Here is a 20,691-nt window from a genome sequence, read left to right as displayed (position 1 = left end):
GCCCGCGCAGGGCCGACGAGCGACCGGGCCCGCGCAAGGGCGACGAGCGACCGCGCCCGCGCAGGGCCGACGAGTGACCGTGCCCCCGGCCGGCCGTGTGCCCCCCCGCGGGCCGACGGCTCAGTCCTGCTCCGCCGTCAGGTCGATCAGCCTGCACACCGTCTCGATGTCGATCTTGACCTGGGCGATCGACGCCCGCCCCGACAGCCAGGTGATCAGCGCCGAGTGCCAGGTGTGCTCGATGACGCGGACCGCCGAGAGCTGTTCCGGGGTGGGGCGGCGGGCGTCCGTGTCCAGGCCCATCGCGTCCAGGATGATCGCGGTGGTCTGGCGGGAGACGGTGTCGACCTCCGGGCTGACCGAGCGGTCGGCGAAGGTCAGGGCGCGGACCATGGCGTCGGCGAGGTTCGGTTCGCGCTGGAGGGCGCGGAAGGCGCGCATGAGGGTTTCCGCCACGCGCTCCGACGAGGAACTGGCGGCAGGAGGGCGTTTGCGGAGGGTGGCGTGCATGTGGCTGAGCTGGTCCTGCATCGTGGCGACCAGCAGGTGCACCTTGGAGGGGAAGTAGCGGTAAAGGGTGCCCAGGGCGACTTCGGCCGCTTCTGCCACCTCGCGCATTTGTACGGCCTCGAAGCCGCCGCGGCTCGCGAGCTGGGCGCTGGCGTGCAGAATGCGACGCCGCCGCGCCTCCTGACGCTCCGTCAGGGGCGGGGTGGTCGGGGCGATGGCGTGGGTGTTGCCGCCGCCGGCCGTTCTGGCTTGCGCTTTCATGTGACCCCGTGCCCCCGTGTCCGTGCCGAGTCCGTATCCGGGCGGTCCGTGCCGCCGTGGCGCGAATCACCTGATCCGGACCTTACGCCGCCGCATCCTGCCGGTAGATTCAAAGCTCCGTGTTCGATCAACACTGGAACTTGTTCTAGATTAGCGCCAGCGGCTACGCTCCGGCGGAAGTGCGTCAAGAAGGGGGCCGAGAGTGACCGCTGAGGCCATACAGGCGGGCCCCCGTGCCGGGGACGCCGCCGCTGCCGCGAACGCCGCCGCGAGTGCCGGGGAGCGTCCGCTGCGCATCGCGCTCCTCTCGTACAAGGGGAACCCGTTCTGCGGCGGCCAGGGCGTGTACGTCCGCCACCTGTCGCGGGAGCTGGCCAGGCTCGGGCACAGCGTCGAGGTGCTGGGCGCCCAGCCGTACCCCGTGCTCGACGAGGGCGTGGTGCTCACCGAGCTGCCGAGCCTCGATCTGTACCGCAGCCCGGACCCCTTCCGTACGCCCCGGCGCGGCGAGTACCGGGACTGGGTCGACGCCGTCGAATTCGCGACGATGCGCACCGGCGGATTCCCCGAGCCGCTGACCTTCTCGCTGCGGGCGAAGCGTCATCTCGCCGCCAGGCGCGGCGAGTTCGACGTCGTGCACGACAACCAGACGCTCGGCTACGGACTCCTCGGCGACCTCGGCGCACCGCTCGTGACGACGATCCACCACCCCATCACCGTGGACCGGCAGCTCGACCTGGACGCCGCGGGAACCCGGCTGAAGCGGCTCTCCGTACGGCGCTGGTACGGGTTCACGCGCATGCAGAAGCGGGTCGCCCGCCGGCTGCCGTCCGTGCTCACCGTGTCCGGGTCCTCGCAGGCCGAGATCGTCCAGCACCTCGGCGTGCGCCGCGACCGCGTCCACGTCGTGCACATCGGGGCCGACACGCAGCTGTGGTCGCCCGACGCGTCCGTGCCCGAGGTGCCGGGCCGCATCGTCACCACGTCGAGCGCCGACGTCCCCCTCAAGGGGCTCGTCCACCTCGTCGAGGCACTCGCCAAGCTGCGCTCCGAGCGCCCCGACGCGCACCTCGTCGTCGTCGGGAAGCGGGCCGAGGACGGGCCCGTCGCGCAGGCCATCGAGCGGTTCGGGCTCCAGCGGGCCGTCGAATTCGTCAAGGGGATCAGCGACGCCGAGCTGGTCGACCTGGTGCGCGGCGCGCAGGTCGCCTGCGTGCCGTCCCTGTACGAGGGCTTCTCGCTGCCCGCCGCCGAGGCCATGGCCACCGGAACGCCGCTCGTCGCCACCACCGGCGGGGCGATTCCGGAAGTCGCGGGACCCGACGGCGAAACCTGCCTCGCCGTACCGCCCGGCGACGCCGACGCACTCGCGGGACAGCTCTCCCGGCTCCTCGGCGACCCCGGCCTGCGGACGCGCCTGGGCGCCGCCGGACGGGCCCGCGTACTGGAGAGGTTCACCTGGAAGCAGGCCGCGATCGGCACCGCCGAGCGCTACCGGCACGCCCTCGCGACGCAGGCCGCAGCCCTCAAGTCCTAGGCCCCTCAACCCCTGGGCCCCGCAAGCAACGTGCTCGAAATGAACCGCACGAACCACCCCCACCGCCGGATGAAAGCTGAGCCCCCGTGCTGACCGTGGACTTCTCCCGCTTCCCGCTCGCCCCGGGCGACCGGGTCCTCGACCTGGGCTGCGGCGCAGGGCGGCACGCCTTCGAGTGCTACCGGCGCGGCGCCCAGGTGGTGGCCCTCGACCAGAATGCCGAGGAGATCCGCGAGGTCACCAAGTGGTTCGCCGCCATGAAGGAGGCCGGGGAGGCGCCCGAGGGGGCCACCGCCACCGCCATGGAGGGCGACGCGCTCAACCTGCCCTTCCCCGACGCCGCCTTCGACGTCGTGATCATCTCCGAGGTCATGGAGCACATCCCCGACGACAAGGGCGTGCTCGCCGAGATGGTGCGCGTCCTCAAGCCCGGCGGGCGCATCGCGGTGACCGTGCCGCGCTACGGCCCCGAGAAGGTCTGCTGGACGCTCTCCGACGCGTACCACGAGGTCGAGGGCGGCCACATCCGCATCTACAAGGCGGACGAGCTGCTCGGCAAGATGCGCGGGGCGGGCCTCAAGCCGTACGGCACGCACCACGCGCACGCGCTGCACTCGCCGTACTGGTGGCTCAAGTGCGCGTTCGGCGTCGACAACGACAAGGCGCTGCCCGTGAAGGCGTACCACAAGCTCCTGGTCTGGGACATCATGAAGAAGCCGCTGGTCACCCGGCTCGCCGAGCAGGCGCTCAACCCGGTCGTCGGCAAGAGCTTCGTCGCGTACGCCACCAAGCCGCACCTGCCCGCAGACGTGTCCGCGGACCTGTCCGCCGCGTCCGTCACGGGCACCAAGTGACGAGCCCCGGATACACCGAACACCTCGTCCTGCCCGGTGTTCTGACGGCCGATCAGGCGACCGAGACCGTCGCCGGGATCCTCGCCCAGCAGCGCGCCGACGGCGCCATCCCGTGGTTCAGGGGCCACCACCTCGACCCGTGGGACCACACCGAGGCCGCCATGGCGCTCGACGCCGCCGGTGAGCACGAGGCGGCGGCGCGGGCGTACGACTGGCTGGTGAAGCACCAGAACCCGGACGGCTCCTGGTACGCGGCCTACGACGACGGCGACCACACCCGCCCCACCGACCGCTCCCGCGAGACCAACTTCTGCGCGTACATAGCCGTCGGCGTCTGGCACCACTACGTCGCCACCGGCGACGACGCGTTCATCGACCGGATGTGGCCCGCCGTGTACGCGGCCGTCGAGTTCGTCCTCGCCCTCCAGCAGAGCGGTGGACAGATCGGCTGGAAGCGCGAGGAGGACGGTACGGCGGTCAACGACGCGCTGCTGACCGGGAGTTCGTCCATCCATCAGGCGCTGCGCTGCGCGCTCGCCATCGCCGAACAGCGCGAAGAGCCGCAGCCCGACTGGGAGTTGGCGGTCGGCTCGCTGCGGCACGCGATCCAGCGCCACCCCGAGCGGTTCCTCGACAAGAACCGCTACTCGATGGACTGGTACTACCCGATCCTCGCCGGAGCCCTCACCGGACCCGCCGCCAAGGAGCGTGTCGAGGCGCACTGGGACGCCTTCGTCGTACCGGACCTCGGGGTGCGCTGCGTACTGCCCAACCCGTGGGTGACCGGCGGCGAGAGCTGCGAACTCGCCCTGGCGCTCTGGGTGATGGGCGAGTCCGACCGGGCGCTGGAGGTCCTCCAGTCGATCCAGCACCTGCGCGCTCAGGACGGCAGCGGCCTGTACTGGACGGGGTACGTCTTCGACGACGCGGCGATCTGGCCGCAGGAGCTCACCACCTGGACGGCGGGTTCGCTGCTCCTCGCGGTGGCCGCGCTGGGCGGCGAGGAAGCCACCTGCGCGGTGTTCGGCGGCGAGCGGCTGCCGCTGGGGCTCGACCCGGAGTGCTGCTGAGCGCCGGACCTCGGCGAGGGGGCGCGTACGTACGTCAGTGGCGGCGGACGGCCCCCGCGACGGCGTGCCCCACGAACAGGTAGACCACGGCGGGCAGGCCGTAGCCCGCGACCACGCGCGCCCACTCCTCGTCGAAGGTGAACAGGTCGTAGGACCAGCCCGCGAGGAAGCGCGCGGCGTCCTTGATGAAGCCGACCAGCGCGTTCCCCTGGTTGGCGTCCAGTAGGTAGAAGAGGATCCACAGGCCCAGGATCAGGGCTGCGATGTCCGCGACGACGGCGATCAGGGTCGCGGCTGGATTTCCGGTGCGCGTGCGTGTGGACATGTCGAACATGTTGCCGAGATGACGGTCGTCAAACCCGGATGGCCCTGTCCTGGTGGTGGGCGCAGGGGGGACGGGCGACGCTGCGGGGAAGTGCTGTCGTCTCTGCCGACGCTGCTGCCGTCACCGTCGTCGCTCAGGCCCCGGGAGGCCCGCTGTGCCCCGTAACGCCCTCACCGCCACCCCCGCCCGTCGTGCGCTCGTCGCGATGCCGCTGACGTGTGCGCTGCTGATGCCGCTCGCGGCCTGCAACGACGAGGACAAGGCCGCCGCGGACGCGAACGTGACGAGGACCGCCACCGCCTCGCCGTCCACCGGCGAGGTCGAGAAGCAGCGGCTCGCCAAGACGCGGTTCGTCGCCAACGCGTCGCTGGCCGCCGGGGCCGCGTACCAGTGGGTCGTGAAGCCCTTCAAGGCGGGCAAGTTCAAGAGCGGTGCGGACGGCCGGAAGTTCGCCCTCGTCAAGGCCGGGCTCGCGGGTGCGTTCACTTACAACAGGCTGAAGGCGGCGGTCAACAACGCCAAGGGCGACCCGCTGCTCTCCAAGGCGGTCGCCCCGCTGTCCGAGGGCATCGAGTCGCTGAAGGGCCTCGGCAGCAAGCTCGCCGCCGGCACTGCGGGAGCCGGCGAGGTCGGCCTCTTCGAGAAGGTCATCGGCGGGGTGAAGGACGCGGGCAAGGACGCGGGCGCAGCGGTCACGGACAAGGTGCCCTCGGCGGGCGAACTGGCGAAGGGCGGGTCCCCGGCGCAGCTTGCCGGCCGGGCGGGGTGACCGTCGGCCTGCTGAAAGGTCGTTTGCCGCAGGCGAATTGAGCTGTTCACAGCGCCTGCCGGCTGTCTACAGTGCGGTCATGACCTTGCTCGGATTCGACCGCTACTGCGACCAGATCGTCGAGGAGACCGCCCGGCTGCGGACCGCGATATCCGGGGCCGACCTCACTACGATGGTGCCGTCCTGCCCCGAATGGACCCTGCGCGAACTCGTCCACCACACCGGCTGGGCGCACCGCTGGGTGTACGAGACCGTCACGACCCGGGCCACCGAGGTCGTCCCGCCGGAGTCGGTGCCGCACGCCGAAGGACCCGGCACGGACGACCCCGCCGCCCTCGACGCATGGCTCGCCGAGGGCGCCGGGATGTGCGCGGGGGCCCTGCGCGAGGCGGGCCCCGACGCGCAGGTGTGGGCGTGGGCGCCCGGGAAGCCGACCGAGTTCTGGGCCCGCAGGATGACCCACGAGACCGTCGTGCACCGCGCGGACGCCTGCCTTGCGGCCAAGGCCGACTACACGGTGGACCCCGAGGTCGCCGCCGACGCCATCGACGAGTGGATGTGGCTCGGCGCGCAGCCGGAGACCTTCGACGAGCGCCCCGAACTGGCCGAGCTCCTCGGCGCGGGCCGCAGCATCCACCTGCACGCCACCGACACCCCCGCCGGACTGAACGCCGAGTGGATCGTCGACCTCACCGGCGACTCGATCCAGTGGCGGCGCGGCCACGAGAAGGCTGCCGTCGCCCTGCGCGGCCCGCTGACCGACCTCCTCCAGGTGTCCTACCGCCGCCAGTCGCCGGACGCGGGGAACATCGAGGTGCTGGGCGACCGCGAGCTGCTCGACCTGTGGCTGGGACACATCGCCTGGGACTGAGTCCCGTACGGCAGATGTGAGTGGTAGCTGCTGGGAGTTGCCACTGCCAAGAGTTTCGGCTGTCAAGCGTTGCCGCTGCTACGAGTTGAGTTCGGCAAGAACACGCAGCGTGTGGGGGTCCGGCGCCGTGACCAGCAGGTCGGTCACCGGGCCCCTGCGCCACAGCTCCAGCCGCTCCGCGATCCGCCCGCGCGGCCCGACCAGGGAGATCTCGTCGGCGAACGCGTCCGGCACGGCCAGTACCGCCTCCTCCTTGCGCCCGGCGAGGAACAGCTCCTGGACGCGGCGGGCCTCCTCCTCGTACCCCATCCGCCCCATCAGGTCCGCGTGGAAGTTCTTCGTGGCGTGACCCATGCCGCCGATGTAGAACCCGAGCATCGCCTTGACCGGCAGCAGCCCCGCCGCGACGTCGTCGCAGACGTGCGCGCGGGCCATCGGCGCCACCATGAAGTCCTTCGGCAGGGCGCCGAGCCGATAGACGTCGGGCCGCAACGGTGACCAGTGGAGGGGAAGCCAGCCGTCCGCGATGCGGGTGGTCTGCGCGATGTTCTTGGGACCTTCCGCGCCGAGCAGGATCGGCAGGTCCGCCCGGAGCGGATGCGTGATCGGCTTCAGCGGCCTGCCGATGCCGGAGGCGTCCTCGCCCCGGTACGGGTGCGCGTGGAAGCGGCCGTCCAGCTCGACGGGGGCCTCGCGCGCGAGCACCTGGCGCACCACGTCCACGTACTCCCGCGTCGCGGTCAGCGGGCTGCGCGGGAACGGCCGCCCGTACCAGCCCTCCACCACCTGCGGCCCCGAAAGCCCCAGGCCGAGCATCAGCCGCCCGCCGGAGAGGTGGTCCAGGGTGAGCGCGTGCATCGCGGTCGCGGTCGGGGTGCGGGCCGCCATCTGCACGATCGCGGTGCCCAGGCGGATCCGGGTGGTGTGCGCGGCGTACCAGGTCAGCGGTGTGAAGGCGTCGGACCCCCAGGCCTCGGACGTCCACACGGAGTCGTAGCCGAGCCGCTCCGCCTCCTGTACGAGCGCGAGGCTGCCCGGGTCGGGGCCGCGCCCCCAGTAGCCGAGCGCGAGTCCAAGTCGCATGGCGGCGCCTCCCGTTGACGCGATCCGGCTGACTGACGTGGCGTCAGGTCGCTTGACTGTACGGGCGTGGAGCGGGACCGGACAAGGCTGCGGCCCCCGCCTCGGAGGTGAGGCGGGGGCCGCGGTGTGCCGGTGGTGCGGGCGGGGGAGGGTCAGCCGCGCTGGATCCCCGTGGTGTCCTGGAGCAGGCCGCGACGGCCGTCCTGGGTCTGGGCGACCAGACCGGAACCGCGCTGGTCCACCGCCAAGTACCAGGTGCCGGGAGCCAGTTCGGCGATCGGCGTCGGCGAACCGTCCTCCGGGTACAGCGGGCGCGCGACCGGAACCGCGAACCAGAACGGCGCGAAGCCGGACGCGTCGGCGGCCGGAGCGGCCTGCCCGCCCTGCGAGGCCTGGTCGGGGGCCGGTGCCTGCGGCGCGGCGGCCTGCGGGTCCTGGGTGGCGCCGCCGGGGTAGCCGTAGCCGCCGGGGGCGCTCTGGCCGCCGTACGAAGGCTGCTGGGCGCCCGGGTAGCCGTAGCCGGCACCCGGCTGGGCGCCGTAGGGGCCCGCGACGGCAGGCTTCGGGGGACCCATCAGCGGGGCCTTGAGGGCCGGAACCAGCGGCGAGGCAACGGCACCTGCGGCGAGCGCCAGGGCCCCGATCAGGCCGAGGATCATGCCCGCGCCCGCGCTGCCGAGGTCGATGATGGTCCAGAACGCGGTCCACGCGGCGAAGACCGCCAGCGCGACGCCGAACTGGCCGAGTTCGAGACCCACGACCTTGCGCGGCGTCGGCAGCCCGCGTGCCACGACGATCAGCGCGGCGGCGATGATGCCGGCCAGGAACATGCTCATCAGGAGCCCGAGGCTGTCCCAGGCGTTGTAGGTCGAGGAGTCCCTGGGGCAGAACTCGCCGCTGCACGCAGGAGTGGAGACCAGGCTGAGGAACGAGGCGATGAACAGCACCACCGCTGCTCCGATCACCACGCCATCACCTCGTGTGAGGGAGCGGATGTTCACTTAAAATCCTTTATCAGTCGTCTTCTTCAGGGCTCTTCGGGGCGGTTGTCGCTGTGCCGGTGTGCGCGGTTCACGCGAGAACTCGGTGCGAAGCTCGGGGGCGGCTCCCCATCGTACGGATGAATGTATCGTCCGATCGCTGGGCCGTCCCCATCGTTGCCGGTCGGTGACAACCCCCGGTCCGGGGCCGTCGGCCGCCGGACAGTTCTACCCCTTCAGGAAGCTGCTGATGCCGTCGGCCATGCCCTGGGCCGCCTTCTGCCGCCAGGACGGGTCCGTCAGAAGGGCGATGTCCTGCGCGTCACGCATGTTCCCGCACTCGATGAACACCTTGGGAACGGTCGACAGATTGAGCCCGCCGAGGTCGCTGCGCACCACCAGGCCGGTCCTTTCGCCCAGGTAGTTGGCGGGTGCGTCGCCCGTCACCCGTACGAAATTTCCCACGATCCGGGTGCCCAGGTCGCGCGAGGGGCCGACGATCGAAGAGGTGTCCGCGGCGCCGGAGTTCACCCGTGCGGGCAGGATCACATGGAAGCCGCGGTGACCGGCGGAGGAGCCGTCCGCGTGGATGGAGATCACCGCGTCGGCCTTCGCGTCGTTTCCGATACGGGCCCGCTCGTCGATGCACGGACCGTACGGACGGTCGGCGTTCTGGGTGAATTGGACGGTTGCGCCCTGCTTTTCGAGAATTGATTTCAGCCGACGCGACACATCGAGTGTGAATTCCGCCTCGGTGTAACCGGCATTGCTCGCCGTACCCGTGGTGTCGCATTCTTTGCTGTTCGTGCCGATGTTCACCTGGCGATTGATTTCGCGGGTGTGCCGGAAATTGCCGGGGTTGTGGCCGGGATCGACGACGACGGTGCGGCCGACGAGGGGACCGGTGGCCGGGGGACCGGAATCGGCGGGTGCGGGGGGAGTCGGGTTCGGGCTCCGGTCCGGGCTCCGGTCCGGGCTCCGGCTCGGCTTGGCGTCCTCGGTGGCGGGCGTCCCGGCCCGGGACTTCGTGGCCGAGGAGCTCGGCAGTGGGAGCACCTTCGGCGGCTCGTCGCCGTCAGGACCGCTCATCGCCTGCCAGACGAGCCAGCCCGCCAGGCAGGTGGGCACCAGGGCGGCGGCCACGATCAGGGCGTTGCCGCGACCGCGGCGCGGGGTCCGCCCGAACTCGGGGCCGGGCGGATCTTCGTCGGGGTACTGACCGTCGTACGACACAGGGCGATGCTATGCGCGGCGCTCAGATCCCCGAGCCGGTACGCCGCAGGACGCGCAGCGAGTCGGTCACCGAGACCTCGGTGAAGGCGCCGGACGCGAGGGCCCGGAGGTACACGCGGTACGGGGCCTGGCCGCCGTCGGCCGGGTCGGGGAACACGTCGTGGACGACGAGCAGCCCGCCGGGCGCGACGTGCGGGGCCCACCCCTCGTAGTCGCCGTTCGCGTGCTCGTCGGTGTGGCCGCCGTCGATGAAGACGAGGGCCAGCGGGGTGCCCCAGAGGCGGGCGGCCTGCGGGGAGCGGCCGACGAGGGCGAGGACGTGCTCTTCGAGCCCGGCCCTGTGCAGGGTGCGGCGGAAGGTGGGCAGCGTGTCCATGACGCCGAGCTCCGGGTCCACCACGGTCGGGTCGTGGTACTCCCACCCGGGCTGCTGCTCCTCGCTGCCGCGGTGGTGGTCGACGGTCACGGCGGCGACACCGGCTTCGCGGGCGGCGTCGGCGAGCAGCAGGGTGGAGCGCCCGCAGTACGTCCCCACTTCGAGGAGGGGGAGCCGGAGGGTGCCCGCCGCCTCGGCGGCGGCCGTGTACAGGGCGAGGCCCTCGGTCAGCGGCATGAAGCCCTTGGCGGCCTCGAATGCGGTGAGGGTGTCGGGCTTGGGGGTGGACATCGAGTTCCTCCGGAAGGACGGCGCGGGCTGGGGTCATGGTGCCGCATGGGGGCGAGGGGGAGTGGTGCGGGGCCGATCAGGGGCAGGGTGCGCTGCTCTCGGTCAACCGCCCCGGTCCGGTCCGCGCACCGCATCCCGAACCGCATCCGACCTTCCGTCAGAATGGAACGTGTTCTACTCTGCCCGACCATGGGCATCGGAATCACGCGTGAGCACCGGGAGTTGGCCGAGGCGGTGCGCGGCTGGGTCGGGCGGGTGGCGTCGCCGCAGGACGTACGGAAGCTCCTCGACGGGGAGGGCGACGGAGGTGGCGGGGCCGGGCGGCCGGGGTACTGGGACGGGGCGGCCGCGATGGGGCTGCTGGACGTGCACCTGCCCGACGGGGGCGGCGGGAGTCTGCTCGATCTCGCCGTGGTGCTGGAGGAGACGGGGCGCGGCGCGCTCCCGGGGCCCTTCCTGCCGAGCGTGCTCGCCACCGACCTCCTGTGCAGGGGCGGACTCCCGGAGCTCGCCGCCGGGCACCCCGTCGCCGCCGTCGCCACCGCACCCGGCACCCTCACCGCCGTCGCCGTCGAGGACGGCCATCTCCTCGACGGCACGGCGCCGCCCGTCCTCGCCGCGGGCCGGGCCACCGATCTCGTCCTGCTCGCCGCCGAGTCCGCGCACGGCACGGTGTGGCTGGCCGTCGACGCCGGCGACCTGGCGATACGGGTGCACGCCTGCGCCGACCCGACCCGGCCCACCGGAGAAGTGAGGGCCGACCACGTCTTCGTGCCGGGCGGGCGCGAGCTGGATCTGAGCAGTGCGCTCGTGGGCGACCTCGCGGCCGTCCTGTACGCGGCCGAGGCCTGCGGCACCGCAGCCCGGGCCCTGGACACCGCCACCGAGTACGCCAAGGTGCGTGAGCAGTTCGGCCGGCCGATCGGGCAGTTCCAGGCGGTCAAGCACCTGTGCGCCGACATGCTGGTGCGGGTCGAGCAGGCGCGGGCGCTGGTGTGGGACGCGGCGCGTGCGGTCGACGAGGCGCCGGACGTACGGGGACTCACCGCCGCACTCGCGGCCGGGACGGCCCTCGATGCCGCGTTCTCCTGCGCCAAGGACTGCATTCAGGTCCTCGGGGGGATCGGGTTCACCTGGGAGCACGACGCCCATCTGTATCTGCGGCGGGCGCTCGTCGCCCGGCAGCTGCTGGGGGCCGGCGACGGCCACCGGCTGCGCGCGGTGCGGCTCGCTGCCGCCGGGGCCAGGCGGGAGCTGCGGATGGAGCTTCCGGCGGAGGCGGACGCGTACCGCACCCGGGCCCGTGAGGTGATCGACGGCGCGCGCGGACTCGATCCGGGCGCGGCCCGCCGCCTCCTCGCACCGACCGGGTACGCCGCCCCGCACCTCCCCGAGCCGTACGGACTCGGCGCGGGGCCCGTCCAGCAGCTCGCCGTGCAGCGGGAGCTGAAGGACGCGGGGGTGGTGCTCAGCGGGCTCGGGATATCGACCTGGGTCGTGCCGTCCCTCATCGCCTACGGCACGGACGAGCAGCAGGAGGCGTTCGTACTTCCCACCCTGCGCGGAGAGTTGATGTGGTGTCAGCTCTTCTCGGAGCCGGATGCGGGGTCCGACCTCGCCTCGCTCCGCACCCGCGCCGAGCGTACGGAGGACGGCGGCTGGCGGATCAACGGGCAGAAGGTGTGGACCTCGGCCGCCCAGTGGGCCGACTACGGGATCCTGCTCGCCAGGACCGACCCCGACGCCCCGACGAAGCACCAGGGGCTCGGATACTTCGTCGTCGACATGAAGAACACGCCGGGGATCGACGTCCGCCCGCTGAAGGAGATCACCGGGGACTCGCTCTTCAACGAGGTGTACTTCGACGATGCGGTGCTGCCCGGCGACGCACTGGTCGGGGAGGAGACGGGTGGCTGGCAGGTCGCCCGCAACACCCTCGGCAACGAGCGCGTCCACATGGCCGACCAGGTCGCCTTCGACACCGGCCTGGAGGCGCTCATCAAGCGGTGCGCCGACCTCGACGGGGCGACCAGGGCCCGCGTCGGCGCACTGGCCGCCGAGGCGCACGCCCTCGCCTGCATCGGGCTGCGCACCACCCTCCAGCAGGTCGACGGACTGGAGGCCGGTGCGGGGGCGAGCATCAGGAAGCTCGTCCAGACTCCGCACCAGCAGAAGATCGCCGAGCTGGGACTCGAACTCCTCGGCGCCGAAGGGGTGTTGAGGGAGGGGCCCGGGGAGCGGGCCGTGCACGGGTTCCTGATGTCGCGGTGCCTGACCATCGCGGGAGGCACCACCCAGGTTCAGCTCAACGTCGTCGCCGAGCGCATTCTCGGCCTGCCGCGCGACCACCAAGGGGAGTGAGCATGAAGGCGTACATCGTCGGTGTCGGGATGACGAAGTTCGAGAAGCCCGAGTCGCGCGACTGGCAGTACTGGGACATGGCCAAGGAGGCGGGGGAGGCGGCGCTGGCCGACGCCGGGGTCGGGTACGGGCAGGTCCAGCAGGTGCCGGTGGGGTACTGCTTCCAGGCGTCCACGGCGGGTCAACGGGCGGTGTACGAGCTCGGGTTGAGCGGCGTTCCCGTCTACAACGTCAACAACAACTGCGCGACCGGGTCCACCGCCCTGATGATGGCCCGGCAGTTCGTGCAGGGCGGGATCGCGGACTGTGTGCTCGCGCTGGGCTTCGAGAAGATGAAGCGCGGGGCGCTGGGGGGCGGGAGCGACGGGGGTGACTTCAAGACCTCGCCCGTCGCCCGCCACTACGGTGTCATGGCCGCCGGGCACGGCTTCGAGATGACCCCGCCCACCGCCCAGATCTTCGGCAACGCGGCCCGCGAGCACATGGAGCGGTACGGGACGACCGAGGCGCAGCTCGCCGCCGTCGCCGCGAAGAACCACAAGCACTCGGTCGACAACCCGTACGCCCAGTTCCAGGACCCGTACACCGTCGACGAGATCCTCGCCGCCAGGACCATCCACCGGCCGCTCACCAAGCTCCAGTGCTCCCCGACCTCCGACGGGGCCGCGGCGGCCGTCGTCGTCTCCGAGCGGTTCGTCGCCCAGCACGGCCTGTGGGACAGGGCGGTGGAGATCGCCGGGCAGGCCATGACCACCGACACCGAGGAGTCCTTCGCCTCCGGCTCCTGCATCGACGTCGTCGGCAGGACCATGTCGCGGGCCGCCGCCCGGCAGGCGTACGAGATGTCCGGGCTCGGCATCGAGGACGTCGACGTGGTCGAGCTGCACGACTGCTTCTCGGTGAACGAGCTGTTGACGTACGAAGCGCTGGGCATGTGCCCCGACGGAGGGTCCGGCAAGCTCGTCGAGTCCGGTGCGACGACGTACGGGGGGCGCTGGGTGGTCAATCCGTCCGGCGGGCTGATCTCCAAGGGGCACCCGCTGGGCGCGACGGGTCTCGCCCAGGCCGCCGAGCTGACCTGGCAGCTTCGCGGACGGGCCGGGGCCCGGCAGGTGGACGGCGCACGGGTGGGGCTCGCACACAACATCGGCCTCGGCGGAGCCGCCGTGGTGACCCTCCTGCGGAAGTCCTAGGGCGTGAGGGCGGGGCGTGTGCGTCGAAACGCGGATGTACGGGGCATCGAGTACCTGCGACCATGACAGGCATGGCCCACCGCGTACCCGCCGAACCCGCCGGCGCCCGAACAACCCCCTCCGGAACCGATTCATCCGCTTCCCGTCCGTCTCCCGCCCGCCCCGCCCGCACCTGGCTGGTGATCCTCGCCGCCTGCGCCGGGCAGTTCCTCGTCGTCCTCGACGTGTCCGTCGTGAACGTGGCGCTGCCTTCGATGCGCGCCGACCTCGGCATGACGGCGGGCGGGCTCCAGTGGGTGGTGAACCTCTACTCCATCGCCTTCGCCGGATTCATGCTGCTGGGCGGGCGGGCCTCCGACATCTTCGGGCGGAAGCTGACCTTCCTGGTGGGCCTGGGGCTGTTCACCGCGGCCTCGCTGGCCGGCGGGCTCGCGCAGGAGGGGTGGCAGCTGCTCGCCGCCCGTGCCGCACAGGGGCTCGGCGCGGCCGTGCTCGCTCCGGCGACGCTCACCATCCTCACCTCCGCCGTGCCCGAGGGCGCGGCGCGGGCGCGAGCGATAGGCACCTGGTCCGCCGTCGGCGCGGGCGGCGGTGCGGCGGGCGGCTTCGTCGGCGGGCTGCTCACGGACACCCTGTCCTGGCGGTGGGTGCTGCTGATCAACGTGCCGATCGGTGCGCTGGTGCTGATCGGTGCGTACTTCTGGCTGACCGAGAGCCATGCGCGGGAGGGCCGCAGGCTCGACCTGCCGGGTGCCGTGCTGGCCACGGCGGGGCTCGCCACGCTCGCGTACGGCATCGTGCAGACCGAGGCCGAGGGGTGGACGGCGGCGGCGACCCTCGTCCCGCTGGTCGGCGGGCTGCTGCTGATCGGGCTGTTCCTGCTGGTCGAGGCGCGGGCGAAGGCGCCGCTGATGCCGCTGAAGCTGTTCCGCGTGCGGTCGGTTTCGGCGGCGAACGCGGCGATGTTCGTCAACGGGTCGGCCATGTTCTGCATGTGGTTCTTCATGACCCTGTACGCGCAGAACGTGCTCGGCTACACGCCGCTGGGGGCCGGCCTCGCGCTCGTGCCCAGCTCGCTGGCCATCGTCACGGGATCCAAGCTGGCCCCGCGCCTGATGCCCCGCGTCGGCGCCCGCAACCTGGCCGCGCTCGGCACCCTGATCGCGGCCACCGGGTTCGGCTGGCAGTCCATGATGAGCGCCGACGGTTCGTACGTCACCGCCGTCCTCGGCCCGGGGATCCTGATGATGCTGGGCGCGGGCCTGGCCTCCACACCGCTCGCCTCGCTCGCCACCTCCGGTGCGGCGCCGGGCGACGCGGGCCTGGTCTCGGGCCTGATCAACACGTCGCGGACCATGGGCGGCGCGCTCGGCCTCGCCGTCCTGTCGACGGTCGCCGCGTCCCGCACCGGCGGCGGTACGAGCCCGGAGGCGCTGACCGCCGGGTACGCGCTGGCGTTCCGGACGGGGACCGGGGTGCTGCTGGCGGGCGTGGTGCTGACGCTGCTGTGGCTGCCGAGGGGGCCGAAGAGGGCGGGGTGAGTGACGAGACCCGTCGGCTACGGCGCTACAGCCAGCCCTGCCTGCGGGCCGAGCGGACCGCTTCCATCCGGTTGCGGGTGCCGGTCTTGCCGATCGCGGACGACAGGTAGTTCCGTACCGTCGACTCGGAGAGGTGCAGCTTCGCCGCGATGTCGGCGACCGTCGCACCGTCCACCGCCGCGTTGAGCGCGTCGCGCTCGCGCGCCGTGAGCGGGCTCGGACCCGAGCTGAGCGCCGCCGCCGCGAGCGCCGGATCGATGACCCTCTCCCCGGTCAGCACCCGGCGGATCGCCTGGGCCAGCTCCTCCACCGGGCCGTCCTTCACCAGGAACCCGGCCGCGCCCGCCTCCATCGCCCGCCGCAGGTAGCCGGGCCTGCCGAAGGTGGTGAGGATCAGCACCCGGCAGTCCGGCACCTCGTCGCGCAGCAGGGCGGCGGCGTCCAGCCCGCTCATGCCGGGCAGCTCGATGTCCAGGAGCGCGATGTCGGGACGGGATTCGAGGGCCGCCCCCACGATCCTGTCGCCCGCACCGACCTGCGCGACGACCTCGATGTCCTCCTCCAGGCCGAGCAGGAGCGCGAGGGCGCCGCGCATCATCTGCTGGTCCTCGGCGAGGAGCACCCGGATCGACTTGGCGGGACGGTGGTGCACGGGGATCTCGGTCACGTGGACAGCGTAGGGCGGCCGGGCGTCGCCCGAGGTGCCGCAATCGGCGAGGTTCCCGAAAACGGCAAGGAACATTGCCATTTCCGGGAAGGGCTTGTGCAATGAAGGGCATGGAGCACACACCCGAGATCAGCCGGGCACTCGCCGACGTCGGCCCGCGCCTCCAGCGGCTGCGCGCCGCGCGCGGGGTCACGCTGGCCGCGCTGTCCGAGGCCACCGGCATCTCCACCAGCACCCTTTCCCGGCTGGAGTCCGGGCAGCGCCGTCCCAGTCTTGAGCTGCTGCTGCCCATCTCGAAGGCCCACCAGGTGCCGCTGGACGACCTCGTCGGCGCCCCCGAGGTCGGCGACCCGCGCGTGCGGATCAAGGCGCGCCAGGTGTACGGCTCGACGGTGCTGCCGCTGACCAACGGGACGGGCCCCATCCAGGCGTACAAGATGATCCTGCCGGTGACCCGCAGCACACCGGAGGCCCGCACCCACGAGGGGTACGAGTGGCTGTACGTCCTCGTGGGGCGGCTGCGGCTCGTGCTGGGGGACCGGGACATGGTGCTCGAAGCGGGGGAGGCCGCCGAGTTCGACACCCGGCTGCCGCACTGGTTCGGCAGCACGGGGGACGCGGCGGTGGAGGTGCTCAGCCTGTTCGGCCGCCAGGGCGAGCGGATGCACGTACGGGCGAGGCCGCGCTCGCGGCAGGAGCGGGACTGAGACCGGTCAGACCGCGGCCGTCGACTCCCCTGACGTGACGGGGAGTTGGGCCGTGACGACGAAACCGCCGCGCGCCCCCGGCCCCGATGTCAGCGAACCGCCCGCGCTCGCCAGCCGCTCGCCGAGGCCCTTGAGGCCGGTGCCGGTCCTGGTGGCCGGGTCCGCGGCGCCGCCCGCGGCGGTCGCGACGTCCACCCGCCCGTCGTCCGCGACCTCCAGCCGGACCCGTTCGCTCGTGCCCTCCACCGTGATCGTGCAGCGCGTCGCGCCGCTGCCGTGCCGTACGGCATTGGTGACGGCCTCCCGGACCACCCAGCCGAGCAGGGCCTCCGCCTGGGGTGCGAGGGGCGGGCCCGACTGCCGGACGACCGGTTCGATCCCGGCGGCACAGAGTGCCGAGCGGGCGCCGTCCAGCTCGGTGCTCAGGCTGCCCTCGCGGTAGCCGGTGACCGCCTCGCGGATCTCGGTGAGCGCCTGGCGGCCGACGGACTCGATGTCGGAGACCTGGCGGAGCGCGGCCTCCAGGTCGCGCGGGGCCAGGCGGCGAGCGGCCTCGGACTTCACGACGATGACGGACAGGGTGTGGCCGAGCAGGTCGTGCAGGTCGCGGGAGAAGCGCAGCCGCTCCTTCTCCACCGCCGTGCGCGCCAACTCCTGGCGGGTTTCCCTGAGTTCCTTCACCGTTTCGGCGAGGGTGAGGATCGCGGAGGTCACCAGGCCCGAGATCAGGGTTCCGTAGGCGACGTTGATCGCACCCCAGCCGTCCTTGACCGCGGCGATCGTTCCCGCCGTCAGCGCCAGTCCGAGCATCGCCTTGGGGGCGTGCCTGCCCCGGAGCACCGAGCCGGTGGCCAGCCCGAGCAGCATCCAGAAGAGCAGCCAGGGGCCGCCGTACATGACCGACATGAAGCCGGTGATCAGACCGAGTCCGACCAGCGCCGCCCTGGTGCTCGCCGACTCCCGGGATTTCTTGTCGAAGGCGCGGAACACCACATAGATGTAGAGGGAGTTGAAGACGAAGAGACTGATCCCGCCGATCCAGGGGTTGCCGGTCCTGCCCTGGATGAGGTGGGAGAAGGCGCCCATCCCCATCAGCAGCCAGGGGAGCATCGCGAAGCCGTTGGGCGGGCCGAGGCGGTCGGTGCGGGCCTCGCCGGTCTTCTTGCGGGGCATCGTCGGTCGTCTCCTGTCGCTCCGGGCGTGCTGAGGGGCTGCTGCCACGGACGTGGCGCCGTCACGCGGTGCGCGCCGCCTTGCGGTACGACACGACAGCGTACGAGCCGAAGAGCAGCAGCCAGCCGGTGAGAACGACGAGGGCGGCCACCGGGGGAGCGTCGCCTCGGCCGAGCGAGGCACCGGTCTGCGAGAGCGCGCGGGTGGGGGTGTACGCGGAGACGGCCTGGAGCCAGCCGGGGAAGAACGTGACCGGGAACCACAGGCCGCCGAGGAGCGAGAGGCCCAGGTTGCAGGCCACGTTCACCACTCCCGTGCTCTGGGCGGACAGGCGGTAGCCGTTGCCCATGCCGAGCAGGGTGAAGGGCAGCGTGCCGCACCACAGGAGGACGGTCAGCAGGAGCCACTGCCACAGGGCCAGGGAGACCCCGTTCAGCAGGCCGCCCGCCGCGAACACGATCAGGATCGAGGGCACCACGACCACCGAGGCGGTCGCCGCCCGCCCGAGCACGACCTGGGCCGGAGTCATCGGGGTGATCCGCAGTTGCCGCAGCCAGCCGAGCGCCTTGTCCTCGGCGATGCCCGTACCGGCGGAGAGGGCGGCGCCGAGCGCTCCGTACGCCGCCATGCCGATCATCGACGCGATCCTGGTGCCGGCGTCCGCGCCGGCTCCCAGGTGGGTGAAGAGCAGATACATCAGCACCGGCATGCCGATGCCGAGGACGACGAACCCCGTGTCGCGCAGTGTCCGCCGGGTCTCCAGGGCGACGTAGTCGAGTACGAGGGCCCTCACACGGTCTCCTTGACGAGGGCGCCGGTGCCGGCAACGGGGTCGGTGAGCCGGAGGAAGGCGTCTTCGAGGGTGGCCCGGGTGACTTCCAGGCCCCGGACCGCGTCCCGGGCGGCCAGGGCGACGACGGTGGCGTCCGAGTCGTCCGTACGGAGCCGGGCCCGGTCGCCGCGTACCTCGACCTCCGTCACGCCGGGGAGGCGGGACAGGCCCTCGGTGGGCCGTCCCGCCAGGTCGAAGGAGACCAGGTTGCCGCCCGCCCGCCGCTTCAGCGAGTCGCTGCTGCCGTCGGCGACGATCCGGCCGCGGTCGACGACCAGGATCCGGTCGGCGTTCTCGTCGGCCTCGGCGAGGTAATGGGTGGAGAACAGCACGGTGTTGCCGCGGGCCGCGTACCCGCGCATCGAGTCCCACAGGGCGCGGCGGGCCTCGACGTCCAGGGCCGCGGTCGGCTCGTCGAGCACGACCAGCTCGGGACCGCCGACGAGGGCGACGGCGAACCGGACCCGCTGGATCTGCCCCCCGGACAGCCGGTCCGCACGGCGGTTCCCGAACTCCTTGATCCCTGCCAGGTCGAGCGCCTCGTCCACGGGCATGGGGGAGGGGTAGGTCTTCGAGACGAAGGCGACCATCTCGCGGACCGTCACCCGGGGAATCGGCCGCCCGTCCTGCAGCATCGCGCCGACCCGGCCCGCCCGGACGGCCTCGGCGGGGGTGGAGCCGAAGAGGCGGACGCTGCCGGAGTCGGGCTCGTCAAGGCCCAGGAGGAGCCCGATCGTGGTGGACTTGCCGGCGCCGTTGCGGCCCAGGAGGGCGGTGGTGGTGCCGGGGGCGAGTGCGAAGTCGATGCAGTCGACGGCGCGGACGGAGCCGTAGGACCTGCCGGCGGCGGCGAAGCGGACGGCGGGGACCGCGGCCTGCTCTCCGGGTGTCTGTCTCATGGGAAAGACGCTAGGGAGCGCAGGGGCCGGGGCGTAGAGCCGCTTGTACGCGGTCGGGCAGGACAAATGTCACGGGTGGGGCCTTCACCACCCGTCTGACGCACCGTCATGCATCTTCCCAACCCTCACGCGGTGCGTTATACATGGGGGCCATCGGCCTAGAACGCGTTCTAGAAGTGTGCAGTGGGGTGCGGTCGGGCCGATCCCGTACGGCCCCGGCGTGTCCGACGGTGCGGACGGCCGCGCCGGGGTCTTTGGACGTCACAAGGAGCCCTGCCCCCATGCCCATTGACGTAGCGAAGGCGCTCGCCGCCGAACCCCGGACCACCCCCCTCGCCTGGGACCACAAGGACGTCCAGCTCTACCACCTGGGTCTCGGCGCGGGCGTCCCTGCCACCGACCCGGCCGAGCTGCGCTACACCCTCGAAAGCAGGCTGCACGTCCTGCCCAGCTTCGCCACCGTCGCGGGCGCGGGCATGGCCGTGGTGGGCGGGCTCTCCGCGCCCGGCATCGAGGTCGACCTCGCCTCCGTGCTGCACGGCGGGCAGTCCGTCACCGTCCACCGGCCGCTCCCCGTCCGCGGGGATGCCACCCAGACCTCCACCGTCCGGGCCGTGTACGACAAGGGCAAGGCCGCCGTCATCGTCCTGCGCTCGGAGGCGTCCGACGAGAGCGGGCCGCTGTGGACGAGCGACTCCTCGATCTTCGTGCGCGGCGAGGGCGGCTTCGGCGGGGAGCGCGGTCCTTCCGAGCGGCTCGAAGTCCCGGACCGGGAGCCGGAGTTCACGGTGGAACGGCCGATCCGCGAGGAGCAGGCGCTCCTCTACCGCCTCTCCGGCGACTGGAACCCGTTGCACGCCGACCCTCAGTTCGCGAAGCTCGCGGGCTTCGACAGGCCGATCCTGCACGGGCTGTGCTCGTACGGCATGGCGCTCAAGGCCGTCGTGGACACCGTGCTCGACGGGGACGTGGCACGCGTGACCTCCTACCGCACCCGCTTCGCCGGGATCGTCTTCCCGGGCGAGACGCTCCGCATCCGGATGTGGGCGGGGGAGGGTCGAATCCAGTTGACCGTGACGGCGGTCGAGCGCGACGACGCGCCCGTCCTCGCCGACACCGTCGTCGCACATTCGTGAACCCGTGGGCCCGTGAACCCGT

At 72.2% G+C, this 20,691-nt stretch carries 20 protein-coding genes; 10 read left to right on the top strand and 10 right to left on the bottom strand.

Going from position 1 to position 20,691, the window contains the following annotated elements:
- Positions 1–120 precede the first annotated feature (120 nt).
- Positions 121–771: a TetR family transcriptional regulator gene (locus ACWGIG_RS04065; RefSeq protein ID WP_453319928.1), complete on the bottom strand. Its 651-nt coding sequence runs from the start codon at positions 769–771 to the stop codon at positions 121–123.
- 202 nt (positions 772–973) lie between these two features.
- Between ACWGIG_RS04065 and ACWGIG_RS04060 the strand changes: the two genes are divergently transcribed.
- The 3 genes from ACWGIG_RS04060 (at position 974) to ACWGIG_RS04050 (ending at position 4,232) form a co-directional block, all read left to right on the top strand.
- Positions 974–2,308, top strand: a complete 1,335-nt coding sequence (locus ACWGIG_RS04060; RefSeq protein ID WP_453319927.1) for a glycosyltransferase family 4 protein — start codon at positions 974–976, stop codon at positions 2,306–2,308.
- 86 nt (positions 2,309–2,394) lie between these two features.
- Positions 2,395–3,162, top strand: a complete 768-nt coding sequence (locus ACWGIG_RS04055; RefSeq protein WP_453319926.1) for a class I SAM-dependent methyltransferase — start codon at positions 2,395–2,397, stop codon at positions 3,160–3,162.
- Positions 3,159–4,232, top strand: a complete 1,074-nt coding sequence (locus tag ACWGIG_RS04050) for a prenyltransferase/squalene oxidase repeat-containing protein (RefSeq protein WP_453319925.1) — start codon at positions 3,159–3,161, stop codon at positions 4,230–4,232. The genes ACWGIG_RS04055 and ACWGIG_RS04050 overlap by 4 nt, the downstream gene beginning before the upstream one ends.
- A 34-nt stretch (positions 4,233–4,266) precedes the next feature.
- Here ACWGIG_RS04050 and ACWGIG_RS04045 read toward each other — a convergent pair whose 3' ends face one another.
- Positions 4,267–4,557 carry a hypothetical protein gene (locus tag ACWGIG_RS04045; RefSeq protein WP_453319924.1) on the bottom strand — a complete coding sequence of 97 codons (291 nt, stop codon included), beginning with the start codon at positions 4,555–4,557 and terminating at the stop codon, positions 4,267–4,269.
- 205 nt (positions 4,558–4,762) lie between these two features.
- Between ACWGIG_RS04045 and ACWGIG_RS04040 the strand changes: the two genes are divergently transcribed.
- Both ACWGIG_RS04040 and ACWGIG_RS04035 read left to right on the top strand, forming a co-directional pair.
- Positions 4,763–5,326 carry a hypothetical protein gene (locus ACWGIG_RS04040; protein ID WP_453319958.1) on the top strand — a complete coding sequence of 188 codons (564 nt, stop codon included), beginning with the start codon at positions 4,763–4,765 and terminating at the stop codon, positions 5,324–5,326.
- A 79-nt stretch (positions 5,327–5,405) separates the two neighbouring features.
- Positions 5,406–6,197: a maleylpyruvate isomerase family mycothiol-dependent enzyme gene (locus ACWGIG_RS04035; RefSeq protein ID WP_453319923.1), complete on the top strand. Its 792-nt coding sequence runs from the start codon at positions 5,406–5,408 to the stop codon at positions 6,195–6,197.
- A gap of 78 nt (positions 6,198–6,275) precedes the next feature.
- Here the strand turns inward: ACWGIG_RS04035 and ACWGIG_RS04030 are convergent, their stop codons facing one another.
- From ACWGIG_RS04030 to ACWGIG_RS04015, 4 genes are all read right to left on the bottom strand, one after another.
- Positions 6,276–7,280, bottom strand: coding sequence for an LLM class F420-dependent oxidoreductase (locus ACWGIG_RS04030; RefSeq protein WP_453319922.1), 1,005 nt, complete (start codon positions 7,278–7,280; stop codon positions 6,276–6,278).
- A gap of 152 nt (positions 7,281–7,432) precedes the next feature.
- Positions 7,433–8,281 (bottom strand): hypothetical protein, encoded by an 849-nt coding sequence (locus ACWGIG_RS04025; protein ID WP_453319921.1) that lies wholly within the window; start codon positions 8,279–8,281, stop codon positions 7,433–7,435.
- A gap of 207 nt (positions 8,282–8,488) precedes the next feature.
- Positions 8,489–9,493: an N-acetylmuramoyl-L-alanine amidase gene (locus ACWGIG_RS04020; protein ID WP_453319920.1), complete on the bottom strand. Its 1,005-nt coding sequence runs from the start codon at positions 9,491–9,493 to the stop codon at positions 8,489–8,491.
- Between the two features lie 22 nt (positions 9,494–9,515).
- Entirely contained in the window at positions 9,516–10,160 is a 645-nt protein-coding gene (locus ACWGIG_RS04015; protein ID WP_453319919.1) for a class I SAM-dependent methyltransferase, read from the bottom strand.
- Between the two features lie 189 nt (positions 10,161–10,349).
- Here ACWGIG_RS04015 and ACWGIG_RS04010 point away from each other — a divergent pair, with 189 nt between their 5' ends.
- The 3 genes from ACWGIG_RS04010 (at position 10,350) to ACWGIG_RS04000 (ending at position 15,255) form a co-directional block, all read left to right on the top strand.
- A complete protein-coding gene (locus ACWGIG_RS04010) occupies positions 10,350–12,521 on the top strand; it encodes an acyl-CoA dehydrogenase (protein WP_453319918.1) in 2,172 nt (723 codons plus the stop codon).
- A 2-nt stretch (positions 12,522–12,523) separates the two neighbouring features.
- On the top strand, positions 12,524–13,714 hold the full coding sequence (locus tag ACWGIG_RS04005) for a lipid-transfer protein (RefSeq protein ID WP_453319917.1): 1,191 nt from the start codon (positions 12,524–12,526) through the stop codon (positions 13,712–13,714).
- Positions 13,715–13,785: 71 nt separating this feature from the next.
- Positions 13,786–15,255: an MFS transporter gene (locus ACWGIG_RS04000; RefSeq protein ID WP_453319916.1), complete on the top strand. Its 1,470-nt coding sequence runs from the start codon at positions 13,786–13,788 to the stop codon at positions 15,253–15,255.
- Between the two features lie 25 nt (positions 15,256–15,280).
- Here the strand turns inward: ACWGIG_RS04000 and ACWGIG_RS03995 are convergent, their stop codons facing one another.
- On the bottom strand, positions 15,281–15,913 hold the full coding sequence (locus tag ACWGIG_RS03995; RefSeq protein WP_453319957.1) for a response regulator: 633 nt from the start codon (positions 15,911–15,913) through the stop codon (positions 15,281–15,283).
- Between the two features lie 119 nt (positions 15,914–16,032).
- Between ACWGIG_RS03995 and ACWGIG_RS03990 the strand changes: the two genes are divergently transcribed.
- Positions 16,033–16,629 (top strand): helix-turn-helix domain-containing protein, encoded by a 597-nt coding sequence (locus ACWGIG_RS03990; RefSeq protein WP_453319915.1) that lies wholly within the window; start codon positions 16,033–16,035, stop codon positions 16,627–16,629.
- 6 nt (positions 16,630–16,635) lie between these two features.
- Here ACWGIG_RS03990 and ACWGIG_RS03985 read toward each other — a convergent pair whose 3' ends face one another.
- From ACWGIG_RS03985 to ACWGIG_RS03975, 3 genes are read right to left on the bottom strand one after another with little or no spacing between them, the layout of a single operon-like run.
- Positions 16,636–17,850: a sensor histidine kinase gene (locus tag ACWGIG_RS03985; RefSeq protein WP_453319914.1), complete on the bottom strand. Its 1,215-nt coding sequence runs from the start codon at positions 17,848–17,850 to the stop codon at positions 16,636–16,638.
- 13 nt (positions 17,851–17,863) lie between these two features.
- On the bottom strand, positions 17,864–18,595 hold the full coding sequence (locus ACWGIG_RS03980) for an ABC transporter permease (RefSeq protein ID WP_453319913.1): 732 nt from the start codon (positions 18,593–18,595) through the stop codon (positions 17,864–17,866).
- Complete coding sequence (locus ACWGIG_RS03975; protein ID WP_453319912.1) at positions 18,592–19,533, bottom strand: ABC transporter ATP-binding protein; 942 nt, start codon at positions 19,531–19,533, stop codon at positions 18,592–18,594. Before ACWGIG_RS03975 ends, ACWGIG_RS03980 begins: the two co-directional genes overlap by 4 nt.
- A gap of 281 nt (positions 19,534–19,814) precedes the next feature.
- Between ACWGIG_RS03975 and ACWGIG_RS03970 the strand changes: the two genes are divergently transcribed.
- The gene (locus tag ACWGIG_RS03970; RefSeq protein ID WP_453319911.1) at positions 19,815–20,669 is read left to right on the top strand and encodes a MaoC/PaaZ C-terminal domain-containing protein; all 855 of its coding nucleotides are present in this window, start codon (positions 19,815–19,817) and stop codon (positions 20,667–20,669) included.
- Positions 20,670–20,691: the final 22 nt, after the last annotated feature.

The organism is Streptomyces sp. NPDC054863, from assembly GCF_053610825.1.
The sequence above is the reverse complement of the archived record's forward strand: the minus strand, read 5'-3'. Positions and strand labels throughout refer to the sequence as shown.

Coding starts and splice junctions, on each gene's coding strand:
- ACWGIG_RS04030 (WP_453319922.1), bottom strand. CDS start 7,280: ATGCGACTTGGACTCGCGCTCGGCTACTGGGGGCGCGGCCCCGACCCG.
- ACWGIG_RS04040 (WP_453319958.1), top strand. CDS start 4,763: ATGCCGCTGACGTGTGCGCTGCTGATGCCGCTCGCGGCCTGCAACGAC.
- ACWGIG_RS04015 (WP_453319919.1), bottom strand. CDS start 10,160: ATGTCCACCCCCAAGCCCGACACCCTCACCGCATTCGAGGCCGCCAAG.
- ACWGIG_RS04035 (WP_453319923.1), top strand. CDS start 5,406: ATGACCTTGCTCGGATTCGACCGCTACTGCGACCAGATCGTCGAGGAG.
- ACWGIG_RS04010 (WP_453319918.1), top strand. CDS start 10,350: ATGGGCATCGGAATCACGCGTGAGCACCGGGAGTTGGCCGAGGCGGTG.
- ACWGIG_RS04005 (WP_453319917.1), top strand. CDS start 12,524: ATGAAGGCGTACATCGTCGGTGTCGGGATGACGAAGTTCGAGAAGCCC.
- ACWGIG_RS04000 (WP_453319916.1), top strand. CDS start 13,786: ATGGCCCACCGCGTACCCGCCGAACCCGCCGGCGCCCGAACAACCCCC.
- ACWGIG_RS03975 (WP_453319912.1), bottom strand. CDS start 19,533: ATGAGACAGACACCCGGAGAGCAGGCCGCGGTCCCCGCCGTCCGCTTC.
- ACWGIG_RS04045 (WP_453319924.1), bottom strand. CDS start 4,557: ATGTCCACACGCACGCGCACCGGAAATCCAGCCGCGACCCTGATCGCC.
- ACWGIG_RS03990 (WP_453319915.1), top strand. CDS start 16,033: ATGGAGCACACACCCGAGATCAGCCGGGCACTCGCCGACGTCGGCCCG.
- ACWGIG_RS03970 (WP_453319911.1), top strand. CDS start 19,815: ATGCCCATTGACGTAGCGAAGGCGCTCGCCGCCGAACCCCGGACCACC.
- ACWGIG_RS04065 (WP_453319928.1), bottom strand. CDS start 771: ATGAAAGCGCAAGCCAGAACGGCCGGCGGCGGCAACACCCACGCCATC.